Here is a 14,248-nt window from a genome sequence, read left to right as displayed (position 1 = left end):
GAGCGTGGATCCGTCCGAGATCGAGCACATGGCCCTGGCCGAAGCGCTGTTCCTGCTGAACTACGCCGACCAAGCCGGCTAGCGGACCGAGCCGGAAGACCTAGAACTCGCGCTGGTCTTCCGGCTCCACCACGGTGAATTCCGTACCCGCCGGACCCATTTCGGCCAGCCGGCCGAAGTAGATGTCTTGCGCCGCACAGGCGGCAACCACAGCGAGGCGCCGGGATGTACCAGTTGGGCTGGATCGTCGGAGGTGCCGAGCCGGCAACGGCACCTAGCCCGGCAGGCGACGAAGTCGGGCCGTAGCCCTTTCTTGAGCGAACGATCCAGATAAGCTACGGTTGCTCCATGGCGAGGACCCGGGAGTTCGACACCGAGGCGGCGGTGGGCCGCGCGATGGAGCTGTTCTGGTCGCGTGGCTATGAGGCGACCTCGGTGCGTGACCTGACCGAACACTTGGGGATCGGGCAGGGGTCGTTGTATGCCGCGTTCGGCGACAAGGACGGTCTGTACCGGGCGGCGCTGGAGCACTACCGCAGCACCCTCGCGGCGGCCGCGCTGCGCAGCCTCGAGCAGGGGGCGGATGCCCGTTCGGCGATCCGCACGATGCTGATCGAGCGAATCCGCATCGCCGTCGAACACGACGGCCGGGGCTGCCTGGTGGTCAATGCCGCCTGCGAGCGCCTGCCCGCGGATCCGTCGATCCGGCGCATGGTGCGCGACGTGCAGGAGGCCAGCCGAGATGCGCTCGCAGAGGTGCTGCGGGTCGCGATAGCACGGGGTGAGATTGCGGCGCAGCATGATCCACACACCCTCGCCGCCTTCCTCGTCACTTTTCTCAACGGACTGCTGGTCTCCTCGAAGATCACGCCGGACACCCACGCCCTCGAACCCCTCGTGGAGGTCGCCCTGGTCGCCCTCGGCTGACTTTTCCATGCCCGCAATCTGTATCAGATGATCCAGAAAAGGCGTCGGAGCTCAGGCCGACGCGATGTCACCAGGAAGTTGGAAAACATGATGTTCGACCATGCCGGAACGCCCGTCCGCACAGGCCGAGCCACCGTGAACGGAACGAGTCTGCACTACCGCACAGCCGGTTCCGGCCCCGCGGTGGTACTCCTGCACGGCGTGCCCAAGACCGGCTACCACTGGCGCCACCTCGTCCCGAAGCTGACGCCCCACTACACCGTCGTCGTGCCGGACCTGCGCGGTCTCGGCGACTCCGCCCGCCCGCCGGACGGCTACGATTCCGCGACGATGAGCGACGACATCGCCGAACTGATGGCCTACCTCGGACACGAGACCTACGCCGTCGCGGGCGAGGATTGGGGAGCGGTGATCGGCTACCAGCTCGCCGCCCGCCACCGCGACCACGTCACCGCCCTCGTATTCGCCGAGGCGCTGTTCCCCGGATTCGGCTTCGAGGACCACACCGCCCTCACCCCCGAAAACGTCTCCAGCGGAATGCATCTGTGGCATCTCGGCTTCTACTTCCAGCCCGACGTACCCGAAATGCTGATCGCCGGACACGAGCGCGAGCTGATCACCTACATGATCAAGTTCGAGCGCAGCCACCCCGATACCGCCACCACCGACGCGGTCGAGGAATACGTGCGCTGCTACTCCATGCCCGGCGGCATCCGCGCGATGCTCTCGATCTACCGGGCGATGCTCGTCGACGCCGAACAGAACCGGCAAGCCGCACAGAAGAAACTGGATATCCCGGTCCTGGCGCTCGGCGGATCCGCGTTCATCGGCGACCGCAACGAATCCCAGATGCGGCTCATGGCCCACGACGTCACCGGCCACGTTTTCGACGCAGGACACGACCTCGCCGAGGAAGTGCCCGCCCAGATGGCCGACGTCGTCCTGCCGTTCCTGGCCGCGCACCGGTAACCGACGCCCAGCCCGTCGAGATCGTCGATCCGAAACGGCCGTGGGCAAGCCGAGGAACCTCGTGGCTGCGTAGAACGGTCCAGTTCCGCGCCGCCATGAGGTCTGCCGGTGAACGAACAGATCAGGCTGTGCACATTGCCGCCTACCAGCATCGCCTCGTTTACCGACGCGGTCTTCGCTGCCGGACTTCCGTTATCGGATTCGTAGTAGGGTTCGAGGGGAATTCGAGGACCGCTGACCAGCGCGCACATAAACATTCGGCAGGCCTAATTCTCTCACCCAGATATCTCGCCCAGATATTAGGAGGAAGCACATGGCTTTGTTTGCCGTTTTGACGACGCAGAACCCGACTGGGATCAGCGCGGACGAGTTCCGCAGGCGGCTGCCCCAGGGCTTCGCATACTTCAAGGCTTTGGTGGACAAGGGCGTCATCAAGCACAGCTGGGCCCGGGTCGGCGCGCAAGGCGGCCTGAATATTTTTCAGGTGGACTCGCATGAAGAGTTGGCTGTCGCGCTGTACGACAATCCGATCAGCCCGCACCTGACATTCGAGGTTTTCCCGCTGGCCGAGGTAAGCAGCATCGACCCGGTGGCGTTCGAGCAGGACGCCGGGTAACTACGATCCCGGGATGGCCATCGACGCCCGGTACCAGGCAATGCCTTACGAACCGCTGCTGGAGCGCGCTATGCGGGATCGCGAGGCCGCCGAGGACGCTATCCAGTTCTTCGACAGCTTGGCCACTGACGACGTCGCGAACTCGCGGTACCGGGATGACCCGATCTGGCTCGAGCTGGCGCCGGTCGCTCGTCGGATCGTCGGGGAGCGCCCCGGCCTTCTCGGGCGGACCTTCAGCACGCGGGCGTGGGACGCCGTGTACTGGTTGCTTGCGCCCAACCGCCGGAATCAAGAGGGAAGAAATCCCCACGGGCTAGCCGAGATCGCTGTGTTCGGAGAGGAGCCCTTGGCTTCAGGCGCGACTGCGACACAAGGGATTCCGCTCCGGTTCGTCAGACCGGATACTGCGCGGGCGGTAGCGGCGTTCGTTGCGAGCAATCGAGAAATCGCGGCACGGCAGCTCGACACCGAAGCGATGGAAGCCGCCGGTGTGTACAAAGGCCCGCGAGATCGCGATTACTTACTCGATCTGCTGGGCCAGTATGCGGACCTGTACCGGACCGCGGCCGACCTGGACGAATGCGTACTGGTGAAGCTCGACTGAAACAGTGGCCCACCTGATTCATGCTCGCAACTGGTCGAACCGGCCAACGCTGTTCCCCGGCGAACCGTTCCCGGTCGCCAAGCGCTGGCCGAACACCGCTACCACTACCTGATCAGCTGGAACGAGATGGAGTACGGCGGGCACTTCGCGGGTTGGGAGCAACCCGACGTGCTGGTCAGCGAGCTGCGAAACGCGTTCCGCCAGGCCCGCATTCGCTAGACGGGTCAGCGATCGCCTGCGCAGCAGCCGTGAGTGCCGCGATGGTTGCCGACGGCGTCGCGGCCGATCCGGCGCCGATGCTCAACGCGGGCTGCGCCGGCTCCGGTAGGCCGCGACGCTGGCCCGGTGTGCGCAGGTTCGGGTGCAGAACTGCTTCGAGCCGTTGCGCGAGAGGTCCACGAAGGTGCCTCGGCAGTTCTGTCCGGCACAGACGCCGAGCCGGGTCGGGCCGAGCGTGGCGATCACGGAGGCCAGCGCGCTGAGCGTGGTCGCGGCCAGGTGTGCCGCGCAGCGGTCGGTGTCGGCGGTGACCTCGGTCCACCAGCGGTCGTGGTCGTGGCGCAGCGCCGGGGTGGCGTGGCTGCGACGCAGGCCGTCGTTGATCAGCACCGCGATTCCCGCCGCGTCGGTGTTCGCTCGTTCGAGCACGGCACGCACCGTCTCGCGCAACGCGCGGACCTCTGCCAAGTCGGCGCGGGTGAGCCGCAGTGGACCGCTCCCCTGGTCCGCGGCCGAACTCGCAGGTCCGGCCGATCGATGGTGGTCGAGGAAGTCCCGGAGTTGCTCCACCGTCGCGAGCGCGTCCTCACCCTTGACCGGCTTCAAGGTGTTGGCGAGGTCGACGGCCGTCTGGACCGCCGACTCGGTGTAACACGCATCTAGCATTTGACGTGTCTCCTTCGCATTCCCTATGGTGACATTCATAGTAGCTGTCACGTGTCACCACGGGCAGGGAGGAGACGACGATGGCGCAGACGATCCCCTCGGGTGCAGCCCTCAGCACCGGATCGGACCATGCCCCGGACGGACGCCGGCTGGGGCTGGCGCTCGGAATGCTGGTGCTGCCGCAGTATGTGGCGCTGGGCGCACCGTCGGTGGCGCTGCCTGCCGTCGGGCGCGCGCTCGCGGTGCCGTTCGGGGCCACGGCCTGGATTCTCACCGCGTGGTCGCTGACCTCCGCGCTCGCGATGCCGGTCGCGGGCAGGCTGATGACCCGGTGGAGCCCCTTCCGGGTGCTCGTCGGCGGGGTCGTGGCACTTGCCGCGGGCTCGGCGCTCGCGGGCGCCGGCCCCACGCTGCCGGTCGTGATCATCGGCCGATTGATCGGTGGGGCCGGGGCGGGTGCCACCGTGATCGCCGTCTTCGCCGCGGTCACCGCCCTTCCCGGGCGGGAACGGATCCGCGCGCTGGGAATCATCGCGGCCGCCAGCGCGACGGCGTCGGCGTGCGGAACCCTGTTGGGCGGGGCGCTGACCGCATGGTTGGGGTGGCGTGCCGTGCTCGCGTTCCCGGTCGTCGCGCTGCCCATCCTGCTCGCGGTATTGGCGGGTGGGCGCTCGTTCACGCGGATCGGTGGCGGTGCGGGGGACGGCTCGCCCGAGCAGCTCGACATCGTCGGCGCGGTCGTGCTGTCGGTACTCGCCGGCTCGTTGATCACGTTGTTGCAGGCGCACTCGATCGGCCTGTCCACTCCGGTCACACTCGTCGTGGCCGCCGCCGGGGTGCTTGCCGCCGTGGGACTGTGGTGGCGCGTGCGGCGCACGCCCGACGGGTTCGTGCCCCGGCGGGTGGTCGCGGCCCGCGGGTTCCTGGCGGCCGGACTCGTCGGCGCGACGATCTTCGCCGGCTACTACGGGGTGCTGTTCCTCGCTCCGTCCCTGATCGAGCAGGCCACGGGCGGCGGCGCCCTCGTGGCCGGTGCACTCTTGGTCCCGGCCGCCGCCTGCTCGGTGCTGGCCGGGCGGGTGGTCAGCACCACAACCGACCGGTTCACCGGTTGGCAGGTGTCGGCCGGGCTCGCGGCGCTCACGGTCGTCGGCGTACTCGTGGTCGCGGTCTTCCACGGGCCGATTCCGGTTGTCGTCGGCGCGGCGCTGACGGTGTGTGGCTTCACCGGCGCACAGGCCGTATTGGTAAGCCTCGCACCGGAATTGGTCGCCGCGCGCGACCGCGATACCGCACAGGGCCTGCTCAACTTCATGATATTCCTGGGTGGCGGGATCGGTCCGGCTGCGGTCGCGGGCCTGTCCGGAATCGTGTCGGTACCGGTTGCCCTCGCCGTGCTCGCCGCACTCCCGCTGGCCGGACTCGTCGTCAGCCTGACCCGGCGTCCTGGCGCGGGCCGTCGACCCGAACCTGACCACACGCGTGGGAACCGACGATGACGGGCCATACCTGCGAGCCGGTCGACGGCTGCACCCACATCTGTTCCGACAACTACCGAGGAAGCGAGTCCGCCATGTCCGCCGAGCCGTTCGAAGTCAGCATCACCGAAGCCGAGATCGCGGACCTGCGCGCACGATTGAGTCGCACGCGGTGGCCCGAGCCCGAGCCGGTGGACGACTGGTCGCAGGGCTTGCCGCTGGCCTATGCGCAGGAGCTCTGCCGCAGTTGGGTCGAGGACTACGACTTCGGGTTCGCCGCGCGGCTGAACGCCTTCCCGCAGTACCGCGACACCGTCGACGGGTTGGGCATCCACTTCCTGCACGTCCGCTCGCCGGAGCCGGACGCGTTTCCGCTGGTGCTCACGCACGGTTGGCCGGGTTCGGTGCTCGAGTTCCTGGAGGTGCTCGGCCCGCTGACCGACCCGCGCGCGCACGGCGGGGACCCGGCGGACGCGTTCCACGTGGTCGCGCCGTCGTTGCCCGGGTACGGCTGGAGCGACAAGCCGTCGACGACCGGATGGGGCGTCACGCGCATCGCGCGCGCCTGGGACGCGTTGATGGTTTCGCTGGGTTACCCGCGATACGGCGCGCAGGGCGGCGACTGGGGTTCGGCGGTGTCCGGCGCGCTGGGCGAGGTGGCACCCGAGCGGGTCGCCGGCGTGCACCTGAACATGGGGTCCGTGGCGCTGGGCACGTTCGACGACCCGACGCCTGCGGAGTTGGCGAGCATCGAGGTCGCGAAGGAGTTCCAGCGGACCGGCCGAGGGTACTCGGCGCAGCAGTCGACCCGGCCGCAGACGCTCGGTTACGGCCTCACCGACTCCCCGGCGGGCCAGGCCGCCTGGATCGCCGAGAAGTTCTGGGCCTGGACGGACCACAACGGCGACCTCGAGGACGCGGTGTCGCGGCAGCAGCTCCTCGACGAGATCTCGGTCTACTGGTTCACCGCGTCGGCCACGTCGTCGGCACGCCTGTACTGGGAGAGCTTCGCCCACTTCCGCGACAAGGTCACCGCGCCGTCCGGGCTGTCGATCTACCCGCGCGACCTGACCCGCCCGTCGCGGCGGGAGGCCGAGCGGCGGTTCACCGACCTGCGCTGGTTCGAGGAACTGCCGCGGGGTGGCCACTTCGCCGCGCTGGAGCAGCCGGAGTCGCTGGTCGAGCAGGTGCGCGGGTTCTTCCGCCTCGTCCGCTGACTGCCCGTCCCATTCCCCGGGAAGCCCCGTCCAAGGAACCTGCTGCGCGTCAGTCCGGCAGCCAATGCAGCTCGTGTGCCAGGGTTTTCGCGGCGGTGCGGATGCGGCGGTGTAGTGGTGACTGCACGCGCGGGAGGACCAGGTGGATCGTCAACGGGGGTGCGCCCCGCAGCGGTCGCCACGTGAGACCGGCCGGTTGCGTGGTCACCGCGGCTTCACCGGCCGGCGCGAGGGTGAGCCCGTCGCGTAGATCACGCTGAGACAGGTCGAAAGAGACTGGGGGCGTGTGGAATCGGAGGTTCGGCCGGGTCTCGCGGAACAGCGCGGCCAGCTGATCGTGGATCACGGGGTTGGCCGTACGGTCGGGCAGTCGCAGCGGATACGCTGCCGCATCGGCGATTTCGATCTCCGGATGTTCGGCCAGTGGATGATGCTGTGCCAGTTGGACTCCGACGCGCATCCGCCGCAGCAGGAACCGGCGCACGCCACGACCCGGCTGTTCACCGCGGGTGATCCCTGCATCGATGCGGCCGTCGGCGACCGCGGAACAGATCTCCGGTGTCGCCATCGGGACTGCGCCGACCTCGAGTCCCGGACTACTGCGAATGAGCCTGTCCACCAGGGCCGGTGCCGTCTCAGCCCCCGCGCTGAGGCTGTATCCGAGGCGCAGCGTGCCCAGTTCACCGGCCCCCGCATTCCGGGCTGTGTTCCATGCCCGGTCCAGCGCCGCCAGCGCGGGCGGCGCGGATTCCGCCAAAGCCGCACCGGCCGTGGTCAATCCGACGCTCCGCGTGTTGCGAACCAGCAGGCTCGTACCGAGTTCCGCCTCCAATCGGCGCATCCGGGCGCTGAGTGCGGGCTGCGCGATGCCGATCCGTGCGGCCGCGCGGGTGAAGTTCAACTCCTGTGCCAGCACCAGAAAGTACCGCAGGCTCACCGTATCCGGCGCCACATGCCCTCCCCCGCGATTGATAACGATCCGTTCTGAGTCTATCCCGTCCCGGTCTTTCCCTCGACCGCATATCAAGCCCTAACCTGCGCATATGACGATTCAACCGACCGCGGTAGCGATCACCGCACGCATACACGCTGCAGGAGGCAGGCATGCATAAGCTGGTGGTCCTGTATCCCGAGCCCGCCGACCCTGACCACTTCCGCGACTACTACGTGACCAACCACCTTCCCCTGGTCATGAATTGGCCAGGTCTGCTTGCGTGGCGCTACAGCTTCGACGTGGCGACGACCAAGGGACAGCCACCGTATTTCGCGGTCTTCGAAGCCGACTTCGCCGACGCCGCCGCCCTGGCCGCGGCGCAGGCGTCGGAGTACGGGCGGCGGGCGGCCGCCGATGTCTTCAACTACGCCACCGGCGGCGTGGTCGTGATCGACTATCCGGTGCGAGACGGCACCAGCTGAGGCTGGACGTAACGCTCCGTGGCGTGTTCGGCCGCCCGTTGCGGGCAGGCATGAGATGTGTTGAAGGACAACCAATCCGGGTGGTCGACCGTGTGCGGGGCGGAGGTTTTGGGGGGTCGCGACCGCCGAACCGGGGATGCTACCGTCGGTGAAATTGTCCGAACCGACAATGTGGGGGTGCAATGGCGAATGGAGCGCCAGAGGAGCGTGGCGACAGCGTGCTGCAGGTCGATGCGGACGCTTTACGCCGGCTCGGCGGCAAGCTCGGTGGGCACGCCGCCGAGATCGGGCAGATCAGGATCGGGGCGCGGGTGGTCATGGCCGAGGACTCACCGGTGCGCGCGGCGTCCGACCGAGTTCCCGACGCCGTGCGGCACGCATTCGGGTTGATCGGCGGCAATATCGACCAGATGGCCGTTCGGATGACCGCGGGCGCCGCCACGTATTCGGAGCTCGAGCAGGCCAATACGGAGCAGCTGCGACGTTACGCCGGCGCATGACGACCATCGGCCACGTCAAGGACTGCGTGCCGGAAACCATGGTGTCGCTCGCCGAAATCCTGTCGACGCAGACCAATACGTTCACCGACCGGGTCGGGCAGATGGCTCGCGACGTCGACCAGGAGCTGGGCCAATGGCGGGGCGCGGGCGCCGCGGCGACCTCGGCGCGCAAGCTGGCGCATCAGCTCGACGCCAATCATCTCGCCGAGACCGTGGTCGGACTCGCCGACCACTACAACGCCTTCGGCACCGAACTGGCCGGCTATCGCGACGTGCTGTTGACCACCCTCGTGCACGCGACCGAAGACGACGGCATGTCGGTCGACGACGCGGGCAAGGTCACCGCACCGAAAGTGCCTCCGGGCAACGAACATCCGAGCGTGCCGGGTCTCGTCCAGCACTACCTCGACACGCAGGCTGCCGACTACCAGACCAAGATCCAGCAGTTGCTGGCCCAGTTCGGTGACGCCGAGGCCAGGGCCGCCAAGGCCATCACCGACTCGCTGCAACTGCTGGACACCTACGAGAAACACCCCGCCCCTGACATTGGTCAGCGAGTCCAGGACATCGTGGCCGGCCACGCGCAGTTGCCCGACGATCCACAACAACTGCACGACTTCTGGGCGACGTTGACCCCCGCGGAGAAGGATGCGTTGTGGAAGCACGACCCGTATATCGGGAACCGGGACGGCATCCCGGTCGTCGACCGCGACCACTACAACCGGATGACACTGAGCAACGAACTCGCCCGCGCCCGGGCCGGTGACCCTGCGTTGCAAGGCAAACGCGACGATCTGGAAAGAATCAGCAAGGAGTTGCAGCAGCCCGATCGCTATCTCATGCTGCTGGACACCAAGTCCGGCGGCACCACCCACGCCGCGATCGCCGCCGGTAACCCCGACCTCGCCGACCATGTCGCCACCTTCGTGCCCGGCACCGGTTCCCGGCCGTCCAAGAGCATGTATATGGACTGGGTGGACCGGATGCGTGACCAGGCCAGGACCGCCGGAGCCAAGAATCCCGCGGTGATCTCGTGGCTCGGCTACGACGCACCACCCGAGCTTCTCGATGCCACGCACCGTGGCTACGCCGACGCCGGGGCGGGTGCGCTGGATCGGTTCCAGAACGGTTTGCGCGCTTCACATATCGGCGCACCGTCGTACAACACTGTGGTGGGCCACAGCTACGGCACCACCTTGGTCGGTGACGCGGCCAGCAATGGACGGACCCTCAATGCCGATGCGGTGGTGTTCGTGGCCAGCCCCGGGACCATGGTCGAGCATGCGAGCGACCTCAGACTGACCGGCGTCCCGACCGAGGAGGTGGGCAACCGGGTATACGCGACGGCCGCCATCCACGATCCGACGCCCCTGTATGCGGCCAACCGCGCGGGCAAGGTCGACGATGCCCTCTTCGGCGTCGGCTCCGGGCCGGACATTCATGATCCGTACAACCCGACCGACACCGGCCCGACGCTGCCGAAAGTCTCTGGGCAACTGGATGATTACGGTATGGATCCCACCGATCCCGACTTCCGGGGGCGCACCTTTCCCTCCGATCCCGGACCGAGTTCAGAGCTGGGATTGAACGGTGACGCGCACAACAAGTACTGGGAGCCCGGAAACAGATCACTGGAGGGCATGGGCCACATCATCGCGGGCCAAGGCGACCGGGCGACGAAGATCCCGCCCGCGCCACCAGAAGTTGCACAGACCCAACCGGTACCGACCCCGCCACCACCGCCAGGTAACCGATGAGCATGCAGCACAACGACTTCGACTCACTCGGCCTGAAGGTGAGACGCGCCCAGGCCGCGCTGGAACAGGTGCGCGGCGTAGGTGACGTCGACGGCGTCCAGGTGATCATCGACGCCAACAATCGACTGGTGCAGGCGTCGATACCCGGCGCGCCGGCCCTCCTGGCCGCCTACCAGGCGGCGTTGCAGGACCTCCAGTCCCAGCTCGACGAGGCCATGCGCGAGGTCCACGCCGACCCCCGCTTCGACGCCATCTCCACCTTCGCCCAGGCGAACGCGGCACGACTGGACGACGAACGCTCGCAATCCCCCGACGGCGACCCCGGTCCCTCCAACCCGACGGGAGTGGAAACGGCCTGGTAGCCGCTCGCCGATTCCGCGCGCCATGACGACAGCTGCCTGAACGCTGCCGAGCCGCGAGTGCGGTGACCGGCGCGTTCAGGTCGCGGTCGTGCCGAGGGAGTCGGGGGTGAACACGTAACGAGTGAACCAGCGCGGCATCTCGCGTTGCAGTGCGCGATCACCGTGCACCCGGACTCCGGATTGTTGGAGCAGTTGCGGCCAGGACAGATTCCCGAGCCACCATTCGGTGGCCGCTCGGGTCGGTGTGGTGAGCCAGAGGTCGACGGGTGCGCCGGTGTCGTCTCGGCACAGGTCCACGCTGGTCCGGGACAGATGTAACCAAAACCTGCGGTCGGAGGGCGGCCGGTCGGTGAATTCGATGGCGAGCACGACCGGGCGGTCGGGCAGCGCGGCGGCATCGACGCGTCGGCGCATGTCCCAGGTGAGGGCGGCGGTATCGAGATCGTCCTCGCCCAGGGCGGCGCTGTCGGTGGTGATGGCCCATCGGGCCAGTTCCCGGACCACCGGGGCGAGCGCGGCGCCGGCCTCGGTGAGGCGATAGCCGTCGACGACGCCGGCGGCGCGCAGCGTCCGCAGCCGCGCCGACAGAGTTGCCCGAGGGATCCGCGGCAGTCCTCGACACAGGTCACCGAAGCTCGACGCGCCGAGCAGCAGTTCCCGAACGATCAACAGCGTCCACCGCTCGCCGAGCACATCCAGCGCCCGCGCCACGCCGCAGAACTGTCCGTAACCACCCACACCGGCAGCGTACGTACCGCATGACCGCAAGCGCGGTTCAAGGATTGAACTTCCAGCTCCGACGCGATGTCCCGATGATCGACAACGTCGATGTATGCGTCGGAAAGGCGAGTAGTCATGGAAATCGGTAGCAGCGTGCTGACGGCGATCGGCCACACACCGCTTGTGCGATTGCGCAGGGTGGTGCCCGCCGACTGCGCGACCATCCTGGTCAAGGTCGAGGGCCACAATCCGACCGGCAGCATGAAAGACCGGATGGCACAGGCCATGCTGGCCGCCGCCGAGGCCGACGGGCGGCTCCGGCCCGGCGATACCGTCGTCGAATACACCGGCGGCAGCACCGGTGCCGCGCTGGCCCTGGTCTGCGCGGCGAGAGGGTACCGGCTGCGGATCGTCAGCTCGGATGCGTTCAGCGCGGACAAGCTGACCCAGATGACCGCGCTCGGCGCCGAACTCACCCTGATTCCGAGTGCGAACGGGCAGATCACCAAGCAGCTGATCCTCGACATGATCGACACCGCAGCCGAATTCGGCCGCCGACCTAACACTTACTGGACCGACCAGCTCACCAACACCGCCGGCATCACCGGCTACCACGCCATGGGCGAAGAGATCTGGGCACAAACAGGTGGCCGCGTCGACGGCTTCGTGCAAGCGGTCGGCACGGCGGCATCGCTGCGCGGGGCGACCACACCGTTGAAGCGGTACAACCCGCGACTGCGGGTGGTAGCGGTCGAACCGGCCGAGTCCGCGGTGCTTTCCGGCGGCCGCCCCGGCGCGCACCTCATCGAAGGCATCGGGATCGGCTACCCACCGCCGATGTGGGACCCCGACCTCCCCGACGAGATCATCCCTGTGCCGACCGCCGATGCCGAAGCCATGGCGCGGCGACTCGCAACGGACGAAGGGCTGTTCAGCGGGACCTCATCCGGCGCCAACGTCATTGCGGCCATCGAACTCGGCCGACGACTCGGCCCCGACGCGACCATCGCCACCATCCTGGTGGACTCCGGCCTGAAATACCTCAGCACCAACGTGTTCCGCGCAAGTCGGGTCTGACACCGACCCGAGTTTGCGTTACCGCCAGCGCGTGCGTCGATCATGCTGCGGAGCGGATGTTGGGCCAGCCGCGCCGAAACGGTGTCTTGCAGTGGGAGCGCGACGGGCCGTCGCGGTTCGGGCTGAATTCGCCGCGGCCGGTTTAGGGTTCGGGTCGAAAAACTCAGCGGATCGACTAGGCGCGGGAGGCTGGTTTCATGGGTGATGTGGCGGCGCGGCTGCGGGCGGCACTTCCCGATGTCCCGATGAGTTTCCAGGGCGATCTCGACTACGACCGGGCGCGAGCGACCTGGAATGTACGCACCCGGGCCCGTCCGCTCGGGCTGGTGCGGCCGAGCAATACCACGCAGGTCCAAGCGGTCGTGCGGGCCGCACGCGCGGCGGGGGTGACCCAGCTGGCGATCCGTTCGGGCGGGCATTCGATCGAGGGCAACGGACTGGGCGGACCCGACAGCGAAGCACTGGTGATCGACCTGGTGAACATGCGCGCCATCAGCGTCGACCCCGAGGCGAAGGTCGTCACCGCCGAACCCGGGGTGCTGACCGGAATCCTCCATTCGACAGCCTTCGAACACCAGTTATCGGTACCCACGGGCGACTGCCTCAATGTCGGACTCGGCGGCCAAGTCACCGCCGGTGGCTACGGACGTTGCCTGCGCACCTACGGCAACCTCACCGACCAGGCCCTCGAGTTCGAGGTCGTGACCGTCGACGGCGAGGTACGCACCGCCAACACCGTCGAGCACCCCGATCTGTTCTGGGCACTGCGCGGTTCGGGAACCGGGTCGTTCGGGATCATCACCCGGATGCGCCTGCGGGCCTTCGACGCGCCGAAAGCACCGGCCAACTTCACCTTTCGCTGGCACTTCGATCAGGTCGATATCGCCCGAACCCTCATCGACGTGCAACGCTACTGCCTGGACTCACCGGTCACGTTCAGCCCGATCCTGGTCGCCTGGCGCGGCATGATCGAACTGTCGGGCGGACTGTTCACCGACACCCCCGACGAACGCGACGCGCACATCGCCGACATGCGGGCGAACCTGCCGGCGCCGACCGAACCACCCGAGATCGAACCGATGAACTTCCTGCAGGTGCTCGAGCGTCAAAGCGAGGAGCAGACCTCCGCGCACTGGCTGGTCGATGCGAGCGCGGTCACCCGCGAAACCGACGCCAATCCCCGCTATCAGAAGATCCGTGCCGGTTTCCTACCGAACCCGTTGCCGGAGAGTCTGATTCATGAATTCGCCGATCTGCTGAAGCGCCAGCAGCCCGGCAACCGGGTGCAGTTCTGCCTGCTCAACCCCGACGTCGAACGCCCCGTCGACGACTGCGCGATCAAAAACCGTGGCTGCACCTGGCTTTCGGGTTTCGGCACCGATATCGACCTCGGCGACCTGACCGTCGAGGAGCTGCGCGCCGAGGGTGATCGTCGCTATCGCGAATGGGAGGACGACGCCTACGAGCTATTCCATCCCTACTCCGTGGGCCCCTACATCGGCGACGACGACCTCATGGAAGGCGACCGCGGCCGCGACTTGTTCGACGCCTATTACGGGGAACATCTCCCCCGACTCAAACAAATCAAACGCAAATACGACCCGGACAACCTGCTGCACCACAAGATGAGCATTCCGCTCGAGTAATGCGCTCGTAGTTCGCGAACCGCGGCCGGCCATGCGTTGGGCTGATATCCGCATGTGTGTCATGGAGTTTGGGG

At 67.5% G+C, this 14,248-nt stretch carries 15 protein-coding genes; 12 read left to right on the top strand and 3 right to left on the bottom strand.

What is annotated here, in order from left to right; all coding sequences use genetic code 11:
- Window positions 1-348: 348 nt before the first annotated feature.
- The 4 genes from AB0M22_RS44680 to AB0M22_RS44665 all read left to right on the top strand — a co-directional run bounded on the left by AB0M22_RS44680 (window position 349) and on the right by AB0M22_RS44665 (window position 3,116).
- The gene (locus tag AB0M22_RS44680; RefSeq protein WP_364739837.1) at window positions 349-927 is read left to right on the top strand and encodes a TetR/AcrR family transcriptional regulator; all 579 of its coding nucleotides are present in this window, start codon (window positions 349-351) and stop codon (window positions 925-927) included.
- 135 nt (window positions 928-1,062) lie between these two features.
- Entirely contained in the window at window positions 1,063-1,896 is an 834-nt protein-coding gene (locus tag AB0M22_RS44675; protein WP_364739835.1) for an alpha/beta fold hydrolase, read from the top strand.
- A gap of 313 nt (window positions 1,897-2,209) precedes the next feature.
- Window positions 2,210-2,512: a muconolactone Delta-isomerase family protein gene (locus AB0M22_RS44670; protein ID WP_364739833.1), complete on the top strand. Its 303-nt coding sequence runs from the start codon at window positions 2,210-2,212 to the stop codon at window positions 2,510-2,512.
- Window positions 2,513-2,525: 13 nt separating this feature from the next.
- Window positions 2,526-3,116: a DUF1877 family protein gene (locus AB0M22_RS44665; protein ID WP_364739832.1), complete on the top strand. Its 591-nt coding sequence runs from the start codon at window positions 2,526-2,528 to the stop codon at window positions 3,114-3,116.
- Window positions 3,117-3,416: 300 nt separating this feature from the next.
- On the opposite strand, the gene AB0M22_RS44660 is transcribed toward AB0M22_RS44665, so the two are convergent.
- The gene (locus AB0M22_RS44660) at window positions 3,417-4,001 is read right to left on the bottom strand and encodes a CGNR zinc finger domain-containing protein (RefSeq protein WP_364739829.1); all 585 of its coding nucleotides are present in this window, start codon (window positions 3,999-4,001) and stop codon (window positions 3,417-3,419) included.
- An 80-nt stretch (window positions 4,002-4,081) separates the two neighbouring features.
- Here AB0M22_RS44660 and AB0M22_RS44655 point away from each other — a divergent pair, with 80 nt between their 5' ends.
- Together AB0M22_RS44655 and AB0M22_RS44650 are read left to right on the top strand one after the other, a co-directional pair.
- Window positions 4,082-5,500: an MFS transporter gene (locus tag AB0M22_RS44655; RefSeq protein ID WP_364739826.1), complete on the top strand. Its 1,419-nt coding sequence runs from the start codon at window positions 4,082-4,084 to the stop codon at window positions 5,498-5,500.
- 74 nt (window positions 5,501-5,574) lie between these two features.
- Entirely contained in the window at window positions 5,575-6,696 is a 1,122-nt protein-coding gene (locus AB0M22_RS44650; protein ID WP_364739839.1) for an epoxide hydrolase, read from the top strand.
- Between the two features lie 49 nt (window positions 6,697-6,745).
- Here AB0M22_RS44650 and AB0M22_RS44645 read toward each other — a convergent pair whose 3' ends face one another.
- Window positions 6,746-7,648, bottom strand: coding sequence for a LysR family transcriptional regulator (locus AB0M22_RS44645; RefSeq protein WP_364739823.1), 903 nt, complete (start codon window positions 7,646-7,648; stop codon window positions 6,746-6,748).
- A gap of 152 nt (window positions 7,649-7,800) precedes the next feature.
- On the opposite strand from AB0M22_RS44645, the gene AB0M22_RS44640 reads away from it, so the two are divergent.
- The 4 genes from AB0M22_RS44640 to AB0M22_RS44625 all read left to right on the top strand — a co-directional run bounded on the left by AB0M22_RS44640 (window position 7,801) and on the right by AB0M22_RS44625 (window position 10,731).
- Window positions 7,801-8,112, top strand: a complete 312-nt coding sequence (locus AB0M22_RS44640; RefSeq protein WP_364739820.1) for an EthD family reductase — start codon at window positions 7,801-7,803, stop codon at window positions 8,110-8,112.
- Between the two features lie 218 nt (window positions 8,113-8,330).
- Entirely contained in the window at window positions 8,331-8,612 is a 282-nt protein-coding gene (locus AB0M22_RS44635) for a hypothetical protein (RefSeq protein WP_364739818.1), read from the top strand.
- Window positions 8,609-10,369, top strand: a complete 1,761-nt coding sequence (locus AB0M22_RS44630; protein WP_364739815.1) for an alpha/beta hydrolase — start codon at window positions 8,609-8,611, stop codon at window positions 10,367-10,369. Before AB0M22_RS44635 ends, AB0M22_RS44630 begins: the two co-directional genes overlap by 4 nt.
- Window positions 10,366-10,731, top strand: a complete 366-nt coding sequence (locus AB0M22_RS44625) for a hypothetical protein (RefSeq protein ID WP_364739812.1) — start codon at window positions 10,366-10,368, stop codon at window positions 10,729-10,731. Before AB0M22_RS44630 ends, AB0M22_RS44625 begins: the two co-directional genes overlap by 4 nt.
- 75 nt (window positions 10,732-10,806) lie before the next feature.
- On the opposite strand, the gene AB0M22_RS44620 is transcribed toward AB0M22_RS44625, so the two are convergent.
- Window positions 10,807-11,469: a helix-turn-helix domain-containing protein gene (locus tag AB0M22_RS44620; protein ID WP_364739809.1), complete on the bottom strand. Its 663-nt coding sequence runs from the start codon at window positions 11,467-11,469 to the stop codon at window positions 10,807-10,809.
- A 117-nt stretch (window positions 11,470-11,586) separates the two neighbouring features.
- Between AB0M22_RS44620 and AB0M22_RS44615 the strand changes: the two genes are divergently transcribed.
- Entirely contained in the window at window positions 11,587-12,528 is a 942-nt protein-coding gene (locus AB0M22_RS44615; protein ID WP_364739807.1) for a cysteine synthase family protein, read from the top strand.
- Window positions 12,529-12,725: 197 nt separating this feature from the next.
- Window positions 12,726-14,174 carry an FAD-binding oxidoreductase gene (locus tag AB0M22_RS44610; RefSeq protein ID WP_364739804.1) on the top strand — a complete coding sequence of 483 codons (1,449 nt, stop codon included), beginning with the start codon at window positions 12,726-12,728 and terminating at the stop codon, window positions 14,172-14,174.
- Window positions 14,175-14,248: the final 74 nt, after the last annotated feature.

The organism is Nocardia sp. NPDC051756 (genome assembly GCF_040681495.1).
In the GTDB taxonomy this organism is placed as follows: Bacteria; Actinomycetota; Actinomycetes; order Mycobacteriales; family Mycobacteriaceae; genus Nocardia.
The sequence above is the reverse complement of the archived record's forward strand: the minus strand, read 5'-3'. Positions and strand labels throughout refer to the sequence as shown.

Bases quoted from the DNA above. Each gene is read 5' to 3' on its own strand.
- AB0M22_RS44680 (WP_364739837.1), top strand. From the start codon at position 349: ATGGCGAGGACCCGGGAGTTCGACACCGAGGCGGCGGTGGGCCGCGCG.
- AB0M22_RS44670 (WP_364739833.1), top strand. From the start codon at position 2,210: ATGGCTTTGTTTGCCGTTTTGACGACGCAGAACCCGACTGGGATCAGC.
- AB0M22_RS44665 (WP_364739832.1), top strand. From the start codon at position 2,526: ATGGCCATCGACGCCCGGTACCAGGCAATGCCTTACGAACCGCTGCTG.
- AB0M22_RS44660 (WP_364739829.1), bottom strand. From the start codon at position 4,001: ATGCTAGATGCGTGTTACACCGAGTCGGCGGTCCAGACGGCCGTCGAC.
- AB0M22_RS44655 (WP_364739826.1), top strand. From the start codon at position 4,082: ATGGCGCAGACGATCCCCTCGGGTGCAGCCCTCAGCACCGGATCGGAC.
- AB0M22_RS44650 (WP_364739839.1), top strand. From the start codon at position 5,575: ATGTCCGCCGAGCCGTTCGAAGTCAGCATCACCGAAGCCGAGATCGCG.
- AB0M22_RS44640 (WP_364739820.1), top strand. From the start codon at position 7,801: ATGCATAAGCTGGTGGTCCTGTATCCCGAGCCCGCCGACCCTGACCAC.
- AB0M22_RS44630 (WP_364739815.1), top strand. From the start codon at position 8,609: ATGACGACCATCGGCCACGTCAAGGACTGCGTGCCGGAAACCATGGTG.
- AB0M22_RS44625 (WP_364739812.1), top strand. From the start codon at position 10,366: ATGAGCATGCAGCACAACGACTTCGACTCACTCGGCCTGAAGGTGAGA.
- AB0M22_RS44615 (WP_364739807.1), top strand. From the start codon at position 11,587: ATGGAAATCGGTAGCAGCGTGCTGACGGCGATCGGCCACACACCGCTT.
- AB0M22_RS44610 (WP_364739804.1), top strand. From the start codon at position 12,726: ATGGGTGATGTGGCGGCGCGGCTGCGGGCGGCACTTCCCGATGTCCCG.